Source organism: Corynebacterium falsenii, from assembly GCF_020099275.1.
In the GTDB taxonomy this organism is placed as follows: Bacteria; Actinomycetota; Actinomycetes; order Mycobacteriales; family Mycobacteriaceae; genus Corynebacterium; species Corynebacterium falsenii.
This window is the reverse complement of the sequence record NZ_CP083646.1, coordinates 1,368,585-1,383,123: the sequence shown is the minus strand read 5'-3', so window position 1 is coordinate 1,383,123 and position 14,539 is coordinate 1,368,585. Positions and strand designations below refer to the sequence as shown.

Here is a 14,539-nt window from a genome sequence, read left to right as displayed (position 1 = left end):
TTCCTGCCACCATCACACCGCTGGAATTTCCCTTTTCGGGTGTGGTGCCCCTCCCCGTTGCCCCCACACGGGTTAGGTGGCGCCGGTCTTCGACCTTTGGTTTTTCGACGCCACCAGTCCCGCCCCTCCCCCAGTGTGCTTCACATCTCTAGATCTTGTTCGTTTCGATGGTGCCGGCTGCGCCCAAATTGCGAAGGTTGGACTTCGCCAGGTTGAGCATGCGACCCACGCCACCGGAGAACACCGTCTTGGTGGCGGCCTTGGAGAAGCCCATCATCATTTCCCAGGTGATATTCGGGGGAAGGCTCAGGGCATTCGGGTCGGTCACAACGTCGACGAGCACCGGACCAGGCGTAGCCAGAGCCCTGCGGATGCCGTCCTCGACATCCTCCGGGTTTTCGATACGGATCGCGGTGATTCCCACGGCCTCCGCGATCTTGGCGTAGTTCACCTCGTCGTGATCGGTTTGGAACTCCTGGAGGCCTTCGACGAGCATCTCGAGCTTGACCATGCCCAACGAGGAGTTATTAAAGACCACAGCCTTGATCGGCAGGTTGTGGAGCTTGACCGTGAGCAGCTCTCCCATGAGCATGCCCAGTCCGCCATCGCCGCAGAAGCTGATCACTTGGCGGTCGGGAGCAGCCGCCTGCGCGCCGATGGCGTGCGGCAGGGCGTTGGCCATGGTGCCGTGGCGGAAGGAACCGATTTCCTGGCGCTTGCCGTTCGGCGTGATGTAGCGCGCTCCCCAGACGTTGCACATGCCCGTGTCCACGGTGAAGATGGCGTCGTCGTCGGCCAAACCATCGATGATGTCCGCGACATACTCGGGGTGGATGGGCTTCATCTTCTCGACGTTCTCGGAGTAGACGTCCACGACACCCTTCATGGCGCGCTCGTGGTTGCGTAGCTGCTTGTCAAGGAACGACCGATCGGTCTTCTCCTCGACGTGCGGGAGGATCGACTCGATGACCGCTGCCACGTCGCCGACAACTGGGTGGTGCACGGTGGTGCGTCGGCCGATGTGCATGGGTTCGATGTCCACCTGGGCAACGTTGTTGTCCGGCAGGAAGTCGTTGTACGGGAAGTCGGTTCCCAGCAGGATCAGCAGGTCGGCGTCGTACATCGCATCGCGGCACGCGCCGTAGCCGAGGAGTCCAGACATTCCGACATCGAAAGGATTGTCGTACTGAATGAACATCTTGCCGCCGAAGGCGTGCCCGACCGGAGACTTAATCTTCTCGGCAAGCTTGAGGACTTGTTCGCGGGCATCCTTTGCGCCCACGCCACAGAACAAGGTGACGGTCTTGGCCTCGTTGATGGCGTTGGCGAGCTCGGCTGCCTGACGGGCATCCGGGAACATGACGGGACGGCCGGAGACGTATCCGCCATCGATGAAGCGCTCGTCGGCGGCTTCCTGGGAGGAGATGTCACCGGGGATCACGAGAACGGATACGCCGTTGCCGCCCACGGTCGACTGGATGGCGTTGTGAATCAGACGTGCACCCTGGGACGGGGAGTTGACCATCTCGCAGTAGGACGAGCACTCCTGGAAGATCTTTTCTGGGTGGGTTTCCTGGAAGAACTGCGAGCCAATCTGGATGCTGGGGATGTGCGACGCCAGCGCGAGAACCTTCGCGCCGTTGCGGTGGGAATCGTAGAGGCCCTGGAGGAGGTGGGTGTTACCCGGCCCACAGGAGCCTGCGCACACGGCGAGGGAGTCGGTGACGAGGGACTCGGCGCCGGCGGCGAAGGCCGCGGCTTCCTCGTTGCGCACGTGGATCCACTCGATGTTCGATCGACGCACTGCGTCCACGATGGGGTTCAAGCTGTCACCCACGAGTCCGAAGATGCGCTTGACGCCCTGCTTTTCCAATGTCTGTACTAGTTGATCTGCAAAAGTTTTAGCCATACCTCACAGGCTACGCTGGAATTGGTGGCGCTGCCGGTGCGTTTCCCGCGGGTGGATGGGCCGCTTCCGGCGAGTGAGCTAGCCCGAGGGGGCATGGCGCGCGTAAAGTCTTCACGCATGTGTGGATTGCTTGGATTCATCGCGGCAGATGGTGCCGCGGAGCGTTATGTCAGCGCAGTGGAGGATGCTCTTCCCTGCATGCATCACCGAGGGCCGGACGATAGCGGTACTTGGCACGATGACGATGTTGTCTTCGGCTTCAACCGCCTGTCGATCATTGACATCGCCCACTCACACCAGCCGCTGCAGTGGGGACCCGAGGGGCAGGAGAACCGCTATGCTCTGACGTTCAACGGCGAGATCTACAACTACGTGGAGCTTCGCCAGGAGCTTCAGGATGCAGGTTATACTTTTAATACTGAAGGCGACGGCGAAACCATCGTGGTGGGCTACCACCACTGGGGCGCGGACGTGGTCAACCACCTGCGCGGAATGTTCGGCTTTGCAGTGTGGGATTCTCAGGACAAGCAGCTGTTCATCGCTCGCGATCAGTTCGGCATTAAGCCGATGTACATCGCCACGACCGAGGCTGGCACCGTGTTCGCTTCGGAGAAGAAGTGCATCCTGTCCATGGCCGATGCTATTGGCCTGGACACCTCGCTGGATATTCGCGCCATCGAGCACTACACCGACTTGCAGTACGTGCCGGAACCGGAGAGCTTGCACAAGTCCATCCGCCGCCTCGAGTCCGGTAGCTACGGCTTCGTGCGCCCCGGATCCCAGATCGAAGAGTCGCGGTGGTTTGAGCCCCGCTTCCCCGTCAAGAAGGTTCCCGCTGGCGGCGAAGAGGCCGTGTTCCAGCGCATCGCCGAAGCCCTGGAGGACTCGGTTGCCAAGCACATGCGCGCTGATGTGACCGTGGGTTCGTTCCTTTCCGGCGGCATCGACTCCACTGCTATCGCCGCCTTGGCCAAGCGCCACAACCCCAACCTGCTCACCTTCACCACGGGCTTCGAGCGCGAGGGCTACTCCGAGGTGGATGTGGCCGCCGAATCGGCCGCAGCCATCGGCGCGGAACACATCGTCAAGGTCGTGAGCCCTGAGGAATACGCTGCCGCAATCCCGCAGATCATCTGGTATCTCGACGACCCAGTCGCAGATCCCTCCCTGGTTCCCCTGCACTTCGTGGCCGCAGAGGCCCGCAAGCACGTCAAGGTTGTGCTCTCCGGCGAGGGCGCAGATGAACTGTTCGGCGGCTACACCATCTACAAGGAGCCACTGAGCCTAGCGCCGTTCGAGAAGATCCCCTCTCCCCTGCGCAAGGTCCTCGCCACCGTGGGCAACGCCATGCCCGATGGCGTGCGCGGCAAGTCCCTGCTGCAGCGCGGCACCACGCCGATGGAGGATCGCTACTACGGTAACGCGCGATCCTTCAACTACCAGCAGTTGGAACGGGTGCTGCGCACCGTGCGTCCAGAGTGGGATCACCGCGAGGTGACCGCCCCCATCTACGCCAAGTCCAAGGACATGGATCCGGTGGCCCGGATGCAGCACCTTGACCTGTTCACATGGATGCGCGGTGACATTCTCGTCAAGGCCGACAAGATCAATATGGCCAACTCCCTGGAGCTACGCGTTCCGTTCTTGGACAAGGTGGTCTTCGACGTGGCCGAGACTCTCCCCCACGATCTGAAAATTTCCCACGGCACCACGAAGTACGCCCTGCGCAAGGCGATGGAGCGCATCGTTCCCCCACATGTGCTGCACCGCAAGAAGCTGGGCTTCCCTGTGCCGATGCGCCACTGGCTCGCTGGGCCGGAGCTCTACGATTGGGCGAAGCAGAACATCGAGGATTCGGATACCGACGGCATCTACAACAAGGCCGAGGTGCTGAAGATGCTCGAAGAGCACCGCGTGGCCATGAACACCGGGTCCGGCCCGGATCACTCCCGCCGGTTGTGGACGATCATCGCGTTCATGATTTGGCACGGCATTTTCGTCGAGGAGCGCATCGACCCGAAGATCGATCAGCGCGAATACCCCGTTGAGCTGTAGCTGATCGCTGGCGCCACTGGCCACGCCATGCGACACCGATACGCGCCTCCGGCACGTCGGGCACACCACAAAAGGGCCGCTGGTCTCCACACTCGTGGAGGCCAGCGGCCCTTTGTGCACGATCCTCAGACCGCAGGCTCGATCATGAACTCATACGCGGGGCTGAGCCCATGCTGCGAGCAAGATCGGGAGATCGATCAGGAGAAGGAATCGCCGCAGGCGCAGGAACCCGTCGCGTTCGGGTTATCGATGGTGAAACCTTGAGACTCGATCGTGTCGGCAAAGTCGATCTTCGCACCCATCAGGTAGGGGGAAGACATCCGGTCAACCACGAGCTTCACGCCCTCGTACTCGTCGACGAGGTCGCCGTCGAGGCTGCGGTCGTCGAAGTACAGCTGGTAGCGCAGACCAGCGCAACCACCCGGCTGCACAGCAATACGCAGAGCCAAGTCGTCCCGGCCTTCCTGCGCCAGCAAAGCGCTGGCCTTAGCGGCGGCAGCGTCCGTCAACTCAACGCCCGTGACCTTTTCTGGGGCAGTCATGTTTCCTCCTTATAAGGATGTACGCGTAGACATCCGTATCGACGTCTGTGGGTCAGGATCTATGGCCTTACTCACAAAATACTCTGTTCACAAACTACTCTGTGTTCGCCTTCAACGCCACACCACCTCGGTCTATTCCCGATCGCGGGAATCCGGCGCGGGGCCGGCTGGCGGCGTCGGAGTGTAGTTTTGCCCTGCGCACATCGCTGCTCTAGCCTAAAAGGCGTGAAAATGCCGTGGAAAAAGGACTCGACCGAAGGCGACCAGAGCGCCAGCACCAGCAATGCAGCCGCCGAGCACTACGCCGACGACCGCACTGTCGACGCTACCCAGGTGACGAACGAGAACGACGCGTCGCATCATGCGGATTCCGATCACGCGTCGAAGGCCTTCACCCCAAAGAAGGGTCGCCCCACCCCGAAGCGCAACGAGGTCGAGCGCCAACACGGCGTGCGCCGCACCGCCTACGATGCCCCGACGACCCCCGGCCAGGCCCGCAAGCGCCGCAAGGAGCTGAAGGCCTCGATGTCGAAGGCCGAGTACAAGGCCATGAAGCAACGCGAGCGCGACGAGAAGGCCCGCGAGCGCCGCAAGGTCAACGAGCGCATGATGGCCGGCGAGGAAGCCTACCTCATGGACCGCGACAAGGGCCGCGAGAAGCGTTTCGTCCGCGATTGGGTGGACGCGCACCGCTACCTCATGAACCTCTTCCTGCCCATGACGTTGGCCGTGATCGTGGTGATGATCTTCGGCATGTCGAACCCGAACCTGGCGAACCTGGCCAGCCTCGTAGTCATGGCCATCTTCCTCATCATGGTTGTCGAGGGCATCGTGCTGGGCCGTCGCATTAACCGCGAGGTCAACGAGCGCTTCCCCGACAACACCTATGGCAAGTTCGGGCTGGGCTTCTACGCCTTCACCCGCGCCACGATGATCCGCCGCCTGCGCACGCCAGCGCCGCAGAAGAATGTCGGTGATAAGGTCTAGTTCGTGACCAACCCGACTTTTCCTCCGATCGTTCCCCCGGATGATGCTGCTCGGTCGCGAGCGCGTGAATTGCGGGCGGCACTGCCCGCTTCTCTGGGGACCCCGCCACAGAGCTTAGGTCGGTTGGAGGACATCGGAGCATGGATCGCGGCATGTCAAGGTGAGCCCGCTCCCCGGCCGCTCGAGTCCGCCCGATTGCTCATCATCTCCGGCGACAACCCGATCGCCTCGGCGGTCCCGGAGATCTCCGCGCTGCCGCAGGACTACACCTCTGCTGTGTCCGCCAGCATCCGGCAGGGCGATGCCCCAATCGTTGATGCGTGCCGCCGCGTTGGTAGCAAACTTTCTCTTATCGACGCCACCACGGATCAAACTCTCGGCGCCATCGATCGGGAAGACGCCATGAGCGCTGACATCTACGCTGAACTGCTCAAGACTGGGCAGCAGAGGGCCGATCAGGAAGCCGATTCCGGCACGGACGTCATTTTGCTGGGGGACCTGGGCCGGGGGCTGACCACTGTTGCCGCTGCCATGATCGGCAGCGTGTGCGGCATTGAGCCGGTGAAGATCATCGGCCGGGGATCCGGGATCGGCGACGAAGCGTGGAAGGCGAAATGCGCGGCTATCCGCGACGCCATGTACCGCGTGCGGGATGACCGCGCGGTGGCTGAGCGCGTGCTGCGCCGGGTCGGTTCGGCGAACCTCGTGGTGGCCGCTGGTCTATTGGCCCAGGCCGCAGTGCGGCGCACCCCAGTGATATTCGACGGTGTGGGAATAACCGCAGCGGCGTTGTGCGCGCAGATGCTGGCTCCTGGGGCCAATGCATGGTGGTTGGCCGCCAGCGTGGGTGACGAGCCTGCGCACCTGCCGGCGCTGCGTGCGCTGGGGTTGACGCCCGTTCTGGACATGAAAATCGGCACCGGCCAGGGGCTCGGTGCCGTGTTGGCGCTGCCGATGGTGCAGCACGCGGTGGAGGTTTACTCGGCCTCGACCAGTGTGTAGAGCCAGCCGTGCTTGTCCTCTTCCACACCGCGCTGGATGCCGGTGAGGATCTCGCGGAGCTTCATGGTGATCTCACCTGACTTGCCCTCGTTGATGGAGAACTCGCCTTCCTTGCTCTTGACGGTTCCCACGGGGGTGACCACGGCGGCGGTGCCACAGGCAAATACTTCGCTCAGCTCCCCACTGGCTGCGGTCTTGCGCCATTCCTCCGTGGAGATGAGGCGTTCGTCCACGCTGTAGCCCTGGTCCTCGGCGAGCTGCAGCAGCGAGGAGCGGGTCACGCCGGGCAATAGCGAGCCGGACAGCTCGGGGGTCACGATCTCGGCGTTCTCGCCGGTGCCGTAGACGAAGAACAGGTTCATGCCGCCCATTTCTTCCACGAACTTCAGCTCGGTGGCATCGAGCCACACCACTTGGTCGCAGCCCTGCTCGGAGGCGTACTGCTGCGCCACAAGCGATGCCGCGTAGTTACCAGCGAACTTCGCGGCACCGGTACCACCAGGGGCGGCGCGCACATACTCGGTGCACAGCCACACGCTCACGGGGTTCACGCCGCCACTGAAGTAGGCACCTGCCGGGGAGGCGATGACGTAGAAGGTGTAGGCGTTGCTGGGGTGCACGCCCAGGCCAACCTCGCGGGAGATCATGAAGGGGCGCAGGTAAAGAGCTTCCTCGCCGCCTGCTTCCGGCACCCAGCGCTCATCGATGGTGACGATCTGGCGCAGCGATTCCAGGAAGAGTTCCTCCGGCAGCTCCGGCATGGCCAGACGGTCTGCAGAGTTCTGGAAACGCTTGGCGTTTTGATCCGGGCGGAACGTGGCGATGGAACCATCCGGCTGGCGGTAGGCCTTCAGACCTTCGAAGATGGCCTGGCCGTAGTGCAGCACGCTAGTCGCCGGATCCAGGGAGATCGGCTGGTAGGGCTCCACCCGGGCGTTGTGCCAGCCTTCGTCCTCGGTCCAGTCAATGGCCACCATGTGGTCGGTGTAGTAACGACCGAATCCGGGGTTCTCGAGAATCTGTGCGATCTGCTCGTCGGATGCGGGATTCTCCGAGCGGGTCACAGTGAACGTTGATTGTGCAGCAGAAGAAGTCATGTGATTCATGCTACTCCCAGATTGTGCACGCACAGGACCTCACCCTGGATTCCATCCTCCTTTGTCCCGTCTTATTCCCCGTTTCGGCGGCAACCGGCACAGAATCGGTAGGGTTTAACGTAAAAGTTGCTCACACGAGCCCCCGACCGGGCAGCGTTTTACGACTGTCCGTGATCGGGCGCGGCCCCCGCACCGCCCAGTATGGATATGTATAGATAAGCAAGGAGTTATTAATGACTGATTCTGTCCACGATTCCACCACCAATTCCGGGACTGTGAAGGGTGCCGTAGAAATGGTTCGCGGCCACCTTCCGGAATTAGCAACGGCCGCAGATGTCTCCGCCATCTCCGAGCACATCGACTACCTCGTGATTCCCGCGTTCACGGGAGACACCGGAATTGAGATCGCTGGTGGTCCCGGACAGGCTCTGGACAAGCAGTACCAGGTCGAAATGTGGAAGGTCCTCACGGCCGTGGGCGCAACCGGTGCCGAGGACGAAGTCACGGTCATCCCCGGTGATGTCCTGGCTGGGTCCGGTATCGAAGCTGACCGCATTCTCGCCGTTGGCCTGGGCTCATCTGAAGAGATCACAGAGGAGACTGTGCGCCAGGCCGCCGGTGTGGCGTCGAGAAAGGTCAAGGCCCCCACGACCGAGGAGGGCGACAAGCGAGGCGCCCACGTGGCCAGCACCCTGGGAATTCTGGGTACAGAGGCGGCGCTCGTTGGGCACGCGCTGGGTGCCTACCGTTACTCCGGCGCCAAGGCCGCCACGCCGGGCGTGGACAAAGTGACCGTGCTCGCGCAGAACGCCGAGGACGATGCGGCGAAGAAGGCCGAGATCGTCGCCGGTTCCGTGGCGATGGCCCGCGACCTGGTGAACACGCCCGCGAACGTGCTTTACCCCGAAAGCTACGCGGAGTTCATCCGCACCGAAGCCACCGCGGCCGGCCTGGACGTTGAGATCCTCGACGACAAGCAGCTCGAGGAGCTGGGCTTCGGCGGCATCATCGGCGTGGGTAAGGGCTCGGCGCGTCCGCCGCGGCTCGTGCGCGTCAGCTACACTCCCGCCGACGCGGGCGAATCCACTCCATTCGTGGCGCTCGTGGGTAAGGGCATCACGTTCGATACCGGCGGCATTTCCTTGAAGCCGGGCGCAAACATGTGGGACATGATCTCCGACATGGGTGGGTCTGCAGCCGTGGTCGCATCCATCATCGCGGCCGCGAAGCTGCAGCTCAACGTGCGCGTGACCGCCACGGTGCCGCTCGCCGAGAACATGCCGGGCAGCGCCGCCACCCGCCCCGGTGACATCCTTCGCCACTACGGCGGCCTAACCACCGAGGTCTTGAACACCGACGCCGAAGGCCGCCTTGTCCTCGCCGATGCCATCGTGCGGGCATGTGAGGATGGCCCCGATTACCTCATCGAGACCGCTACCCTCACAGGTGCGCAAATGGTAGCGCTGGGCCTGCGCACACCGGGAATCATGGGGTCGATCGACTTCCGCGACCGCGTGTCCATGCTTTCCCAGGAGGTGGGCGAGAAGGGCTGGCCCATGCCGCTGCCGGCTGAGCTGGGCGAGGCGTTGAAGTCTGACGTTGCCGATCTGCGCAACATCTCCACCACGCGCTGGGGTGGAATGTCTGTAGCCGGCCACTACCTCTCCAACTTCGTGGCCGAGGGTGTGGAGTGGGTGCACATCGACGTTGCTGGACCGGCGTACAACACCGGTTCGGCGCACGGCTACACCCCGAAGCGTGGCACGGGCGTGCCGGTGCGCACGATCCTGGCGGCGCTGGTAGACGTCGCCGCAGGTAACGCTACGAACACTGGGACGGAAAGGGGCTAGTGAGTCCCGTCCGGGTTGTGCTCGTTCGAGCCTTCCTGGCCCTCCTGCTGGGCGCGCTGCCGTTGTTCAAAACGGGCGCGCCTTTCGCGTTGTTCCAGGCGTTTTTTGATGATGCGATCGCGCTCCATCCGGTCGCGCATTCTTTGGGGGTAACCGGTTTCTTCGGCAAAATAGAGTGGTACTCCAACCTGCTGGGCGACCACGTCAATCCCCTTCGGCCCGCCGATCTTCCTGCGGGTCCACTCGCCCGTGCCGTCGACGAGGACGACTGACATCTCGTTGACAATGGTCTCGGGCTCGACAAAACCCTCAACACCAGTCCTGCCGGAGACCCATCGCTGCAGGTAATGCAGATCCTTGGCACGAATCGTGTCCCCGGGCGCCCTGGGTGGGCGGACTCCGGAGGACTGTCGACGGCCAAATAGGTTAAACACGGCTCCCCATCCTAAACGACCATCGTCGGCGATGCGTACCCCCTTTATGGAAGCTGCACTGTTGCTAGCCAGGACGTTCGTTATCCCCGGTTAGCGGAATAAACCCCGAGAATGCTGAGACGCGTCTCCGGACGCGGCACATTGCCCAGAGGTAGCTTCCTGGTAGGCCACGCATGGGGCGTAGACTTATGTAGTATTTCTACCAAACAATCAAAAGTTGATTTCCGTATAGCTTGAGGAGCTTCGACACCATGGCGTACTCCGTCGAAATGCCCGAACTGGGCGAGTCCGTAACTGAGGGCACCGTCACTCAGTGGCTGAAGAAGGTCGGCGACGAGGTTGCCGTCGATGAGCCATTGCTTGAGGTCTCCACCGATAAGGTCGATACCGAAATCCCGTCCCCGGCGGCTGGCGTGCTGCTGAAGATCCTGGTTGAGGAAGACGAGACCGTGGACGTCGGTGCCGTAATCGCAGAGATCGGCGAAGAGGGCGAAGAGCCTTCCGGCGACGATTCGTCCAGCAAGGACGATGCGGATGATTCCGACGAGTCGGATGACGCTGCAGACAAGGATGACGAGAAGGACGCTGACGAGGACGAGAAGTCTGACAAGGCTGAAAAGTCCGACAAGTCCGAGAAGAAGTCCGGCTCTTCCTCCAAGGGCGAGGCTGAGGACGTCACCATGCCGGAGCTCGGCGAGTCCGTCACCGAGGGCACCATCACCCAGTGGCTGAAGAAGGTCGGCGACGAGGTCGAGGTCGACGAACCGCTCCTCGAGGTCTCCACCGACAAGGTTGACACCGAGATCCCCTCCCCCGTGGCAGGCACCCTGGTCGAAATCCTCGCTGAGGAAGACGACACCGTGGACGTCGGCGAGGTCATCGCCCGCATCGGCGACGCCGACGCAGCCTCCGGCTCCGACGACGCTGATGATTCTGACGACTCCGACGATTCTGCCGACGAGGACAAGGACGCCGACAAGTCCGAAGAGAAGGACGAAAAGAAGTCCTCTGACGAGGACGAGAAGTCTGACAAGTCCGAGAAGTCCGAGAAGAAGTCCGGCTCTTCCTCCAAGGGCGAGGCTGAGGACGTCACCATGCCGGAGCTCGGCGAGTCCGTCACCGAGGGCACCATCACCCAGTGGCTGAAGAAGGTCGGCGACGAGGTCGAGGTCGACGAACCGCTCCTCGAGGTCTCCACCGACAAGGTTGACACCGAGATCCCCTCCCCCGTGGCAGGCACCCTGGTCGAAATCCTCGCTGAGGAAGACGACACCGTGGACGTCGGCGCGGTCATCGCCCGCATCGGCGACGCCGACGCAGCCTCCGGCTCCGACGACGCTGATGATTCTGACGACTCCGACGATTCTGCCGACGAGGACAAGGACGCCGACAAGTCCGAAGAGAAGGACGAAAAGAAGTCCTCTGACGAGGACGAAAAGGAAGACAAGAAGGCTGAAAAGGCTGAGAAGGACGACAGCTCCGAGGCAGCCAAGGAAGTCACCTCCTCCGAGAAGCCCAGCGAGGTCGAGGACAAGTCCGGCAAGACCGAGCCTGGCCACGGAAGCTCCTCCGAGCCCTCCGAGGGCAACCTGCCGTACGTCACCCCGCTGGTGCGCAAGCTGGCCGACAAGCACAACGTTGACCTCTCCACCATCGAGGGCACCGGAGTCGGCGGCCGCATCCGCAAGCAGGACGTTCTCGCAGCCGCCGAGGGTGGCCAGCAGGGCGGCTCCTCCGCGAAGGCTGCTACCGACAACAGCCCGGCCGCCAAGGCTGCCGCTGTGGCCGGTCCCCGCGCCTCCAGCTTCAAGGTTGATCCCGACAAGCAGGGCCTGCGTGGCACCACGAAGCGTGTCAACCGCATCCGCGAGATCACCGCGAAGACCACCCTGGAGTCCCTGCACTCCGCTGCTCAGCTCACCCAGGTGCACGAGGTCGACATGACTCGCGTCTCCGAGCTGCGCAAGGAGAACAAGAAGGCGTTCGCCGACAAGCACGGCGTGAACCTCACCTACCTGCCGTTCTTCGCCAAGGCCATCGTGGAAGCACTGGTCACCCACCCGAATGTCAACGCCTCCTACGACGCTGGCACCAAGGAAATGACCTACCACGGCAAGGTCAACCTGGGCATCGCTGTGGACACCAAGGACGGCCTGCTCAGCCCGGTCATCCACGATGCACAGGATATGAGCCTCGTGGAGCTGGCCAAGGCCATCGTGGACATCGCTGACCGCGTCCGCAACAAGAAGCTCAAGCCGCACGATCTGAGCGGTGGTACCTTCACGATCTCCAACATCGGCTCCGAGGGCGCCCTGACGGACACCTGCATCTTGGTTCCGCCGCAGGCAGCCATGATCGGCACCGGTGCCATCGTGAAGCGCCCAGTTGTTCTGTCCGAGGACAACGGCGAGGCCATCGGCATCCGCGACATGGTGTACCTGCCGATCACCTACGATCACCAGGTCATCGACGGCGCAGATGCCGGCCGGTTCATGTCCACCGTCCGGGATCGCCTCGAGAACATCGACTTCACCGAGGATCTCGAGCTGTCCTAACGGCCCCGGTAAGCAACCGGCACACAGCCGGTGAGCATTGAGCCCCGGCGCCCCCGCACTCGCGGAGGCGCCGGGGCTTCGCCATTGCCATAGTTTCCAGCACGAGCTTCCAGCACGTCCCCGCCAATCCCCCGGGAAGTGCCACCGCGCCTGCACACGGGGAGTAGCATTACGCCCATGGGTTTTCAGCATGGAAGTATCCGCCGCAGCTCTGAAGACATTGACGTCGAGGAGCTCGGACTCGTGGACTACGAAGAAACGTGGAAGCGACAGGCCGAACTCGCCGCCCAGCGCGCCAACGGGGAGATCCGCGACCGTATCCTCCTACTCCAACATCCGCCCACATACACCGCGGGCAAGCGCACTGAGGACTCCGACCGCCCCACCAACGGGCTGCCCGTCGTGGACGTCGACCGCGGCGGTCGCATCACCTGGCACGGTCCCGGTCAGCTCGTGGCTTATCCCCTCATCCAGCTAGCGGATCCCGTCGATGTCGTCGACTACGTCCGTCGGCTCGAGCAAGCTCTCATCGAGACGTGCCGAGGTTTCGGCCTCGACAGCGTCGGGCGCGTCGAGGGCCGCAGCGGCGTGTGGCTGCCCGCCGGCATCGTCGACGGGCAGCTCCAACCCGCGCGCAAGATCGCGGCCATCGGCATTCGCGTCACCCGCGGCGTCACGATGCACGGGGTGGCCTTGAACTGCGACAACACCATGGAGTACTACGACCACATCGTCCCATGTGGGCTGTCGGACGCCGGTGTGACCAGTATTTCCCAGGAGCTTGGGCGGGATGTTGGCGTCGACGATGCGCTAGAACCCCTGCGGGCAAACCTCATTGATGCCCTCAACGGGGACCTCCCGGTCGACACCGGCTCCGATACCGGCACCCAGTAGCCGTTCTCGCTCAGCGGACAGGCCAGCGCAGAGAGGTATTCGCACACTGGTATTCGCACAGCCCCACGGTTTAAGCGTAGGGTGGTGCGCATGAGTGTGACCGCAGATGGGCGCCGTATGCTGCGCATTGAGGCAAAGAATTCCCAGACCCCGATCGAAGCGAAGCCGAAATGGATTCGCGCCAACGCCAAGGTTGGCCCCGAATACCGGGATATGAAAAAACGGGTCGCGGGAGCGGGTCTGCACACCGTGTGCCAAGAAGCCGGCTGCCCCAACATCAACGAGTGCTGGGAGGACCGCGAGGCTACGTTCCTCATCGGCGGCGATACCTGCTCGCGCCGATGTGACTTCTGCCAGATCAAGTCCGGCCGCCCCTCCCCCCTCGACCGCGACGAGCCGCGTCGCGTGGCCGAGAGCATCCGCGAGATGGGGCTGCGCTACGCCACGATTACCGGCGTGACCCGCGACGACCTCGATGACGAGGGCGCGTGGCTGTACGCCGAGGTGGTGCGCAAGATCCACGAGCTCAACCCGAACACGGGCGTGGAGAACCTGACCCCTGACTTCTCCAACAAGCCGGACCTGCTGCGCGAGGTCTTCGATGCGAAGCCTGAGGTGTTCGCGCACAACCTCGAGACGGTGCCGCGCATCTTCAAGCGCATCCGCCCCGCCTTCCGCTACGACCGCTCCCTCGAGGTCATCCAGGCGGCTCATGATTATGGCTTGGTGACGAAGTCCAACCTCATCTTGGGCATGGGCGAGAAGCCGGAAGAGGTTCGGGATGCCATCCGTGACCTAGCCGATGCCGGCACGGATATCCTGACCATCACGCAGTACCTGCGGCCCAGCCAGATGCACCACCCGATCGAACGCTGGGTCAAGCCGGAGGAGTTCATGCAGCACTCCGATGCGGCCTACGAGCTGGGCATTAAGGCCGTCATGTCCGGGCCGTTGGTGCGTTCGTCTTACCGCGCAGGTCGCCTATTCGCCCAGGCCAAGATCGCCCGCGGCGAAGAGATCCCGGAGAACTTGAGCCACCTCAAGGACACGCTGGATTCCACGACGGCGCAGGAGGCTTCGAGCCTGCTCAAGCGCTACGGTGCTTCGGAAGACACGCCGGTGTCGTCCGCCCGCGTGTAGCTGCACCTCGCCGGTTCTGGTTGTTGCGTTTTCTCTTTTCCTTTTTGACGCCACCAGCCCGCACGAACCGGCCG

At 63.0% G+C, this 14,539-nt stretch carries 11 protein-coding genes; 7 read left to right on the top strand and 4 right to left on the bottom strand.

Annotation, left to right across the window (positions count from 1 at the left end; translation table 11 throughout):
• Positions 1-148: 148 nt before the first annotated feature.
• Entirely contained in the window at positions 149-1,909 is a 1,761-nt protein-coding gene (locus LA343_RS06130; RefSeq protein ID WP_025402464.1) for a pyruvate dehydrogenase, read from the bottom strand.
• 117 nt (positions 1,910-2,026) lie between these two features.
• Here LA343_RS06130 and asnB point away from each other — a divergent pair, with 117 nt between their 5' ends.
• Complete coding sequence (gene asnB / locus LA343_RS06125) at positions 2,027-3,964, top strand: asparagine synthase (glutamine-hydrolyzing) (protein WP_025402463.1); 1,938 nt, start codon at positions 2,027-2,029, stop codon at positions 3,962-3,964.
• Positions 3,965-4,161: 197 nt separating this feature from the next.
• Here asnB and erpA read toward each other — a convergent pair whose 3' ends face one another.
• Positions 4,162-4,506, bottom strand: a complete 345-nt coding sequence (erpA, locus tag LA343_RS06120; protein WP_025402462.1) for an iron-sulfur cluster insertion protein ErpA — start codon at positions 4,504-4,506, stop codon at positions 4,162-4,164.
• Between the two features lie 231 nt (positions 4,507-4,737).
• On the opposite strand from erpA, the gene LA343_RS06115 reads away from it, so the two are divergent.
• On the top strand, positions 4,738-5,493 hold the full coding sequence (locus tag LA343_RS06115) for a DUF3043 domain-containing protein (RefSeq protein ID WP_081737291.1): 756 nt from the start codon (positions 4,738-4,740) through the stop codon (positions 5,491-5,493).
• Between the two features lie 3 nt (positions 5,494-5,496).
• Positions 5,497-6,495: a nicotinate-nucleotide--dimethylbenzimidazole phosphoribosyltransferase gene (locus tag LA343_RS06110; protein ID WP_025402460.1), complete on the top strand. Its 999-nt coding sequence runs from the start codon at positions 5,497-5,499 to the stop codon at positions 6,493-6,495.
• Here LA343_RS06110 and LA343_RS06105 read toward each other — a convergent pair.
• On the bottom strand, positions 6,471-7,592 hold the full coding sequence (locus tag LA343_RS06105) for a branched-chain amino acid aminotransferase (RefSeq protein ID WP_081737290.1): 1,122 nt from the start codon (positions 7,590-7,592) through the stop codon (positions 6,471-6,473). The two genes, LA343_RS06110 and LA343_RS06105, sit on opposite strands and share 25 nt — an antisense overlap.
• Before the next feature lie 233 nt (positions 7,593-7,825).
• On the opposite strand from LA343_RS06105, the gene LA343_RS06100 reads away from it, so the two are divergent.
• Positions 7,826-9,442: a leucyl aminopeptidase gene (locus LA343_RS06100; RefSeq protein WP_025402458.1), complete on the top strand. Its 1,617-nt coding sequence runs from the start codon at positions 7,826-7,828 to the stop codon at positions 9,440-9,442.
• Here the strand turns inward: LA343_RS06100 and LA343_RS06095 are convergent.
• On the bottom strand, positions 9,439-9,876 hold the full coding sequence (locus LA343_RS06095) for a hypothetical protein (protein WP_025402457.1): 438 nt from the start codon (positions 9,874-9,876) through the stop codon (positions 9,439-9,441). The two genes, LA343_RS06100 and LA343_RS06095, sit on opposite strands and share 4 nt — an antisense overlap.
• A gap of 251 nt (positions 9,877-10,127) precedes the next feature.
• Between LA343_RS06095 and sucB the strand changes: the two genes are divergently transcribed.
• From sucB to lipA, 3 genes are all read left to right on the top strand, one after another.
• A complete protein-coding gene (gene sucB / locus LA343_RS06090; RefSeq protein ID WP_025402456.1) occupies positions 10,128-12,431 on the top strand; it encodes a 2-oxoglutarate dehydrogenase, E2 component, dihydrolipoamide succinyltransferase in 2,304 nt (767 codons plus the stop codon).
• A 177-nt stretch (positions 12,432-12,608) separates the two neighbouring features.
• Positions 12,609-13,325, top strand: a complete 717-nt coding sequence (gene lipB / locus LA343_RS06085) for a lipoyl(octanoyl) transferase LipB (RefSeq protein WP_025402455.1) — start codon at positions 12,609-12,611, stop codon at positions 13,323-13,325.
• Between the two features lie 90 nt (positions 13,326-13,415).
• Positions 13,416-14,465 carry a lipoyl synthase gene (gene lipA, locus LA343_RS06080; RefSeq protein ID WP_025402454.1) on the top strand — a complete coding sequence of 350 codons (1,050 nt, stop codon included), beginning with the start codon at positions 13,416-13,418 and terminating at the stop codon, positions 14,463-14,465.
• Positions 14,466-14,539 lie beyond the last annotated feature (74 nt).

Excerpts from the sequence above, each read along its gene's own strand:
- erpA (WP_025402462.1), bottom strand. The coding sequence starts at position 4,506 with ATGACTGCCCCAGAAAAGGTCACGGGCGTTGAGTTGACGGACGCTGCC.
- sucB (WP_025402456.1), top strand. The coding sequence starts at position 10,128 with ATGGCGTACTCCGTCGAAATGCCCGAACTGGGCGAGTCCGTAACTGAG.
- LA343_RS06130 (WP_025402464.1), bottom strand. The coding sequence starts at position 1,909 with ATGGCTAAAACTTTTGCAGATCAACTAGTACAGACATTGGAAAAGCAG.
- LA343_RS06105 (WP_081737290.1), bottom strand. The coding sequence starts at position 7,592 with ATGACTTCTTCTGCTGCACAATCAACGTTCACTGTGACCCGCTCGGAG.
- lipB (WP_025402455.1), top strand. The coding sequence starts at position 12,609 with ATGGGTTTTCAGCATGGAAGTATCCGCCGCAGCTCTGAAGACATTGAC.
- lipA (WP_025402454.1), top strand. The coding sequence starts at position 13,416 with ATGAGTGTGACCGCAGATGGGCGCCGTATGCTGCGCATTGAGGCAAAG.
- LA343_RS06115 (WP_081737291.1), top strand. The coding sequence starts at position 4,738 with ATGCCGTGGAAAAAGGACTCGACCGAAGGCGACCAGAGCGCCAGCACC.
- LA343_RS06100 (WP_025402458.1), top strand. The coding sequence starts at position 7,826 with ATGACTGATTCTGTCCACGATTCCACCACCAATTCCGGGACTGTGAAG.
- asnB (WP_025402463.1), top strand. The coding sequence starts at position 2,027 with ATGTGTGGATTGCTTGGATTCATCGCGGCAGATGGTGCCGCGGAGCGT.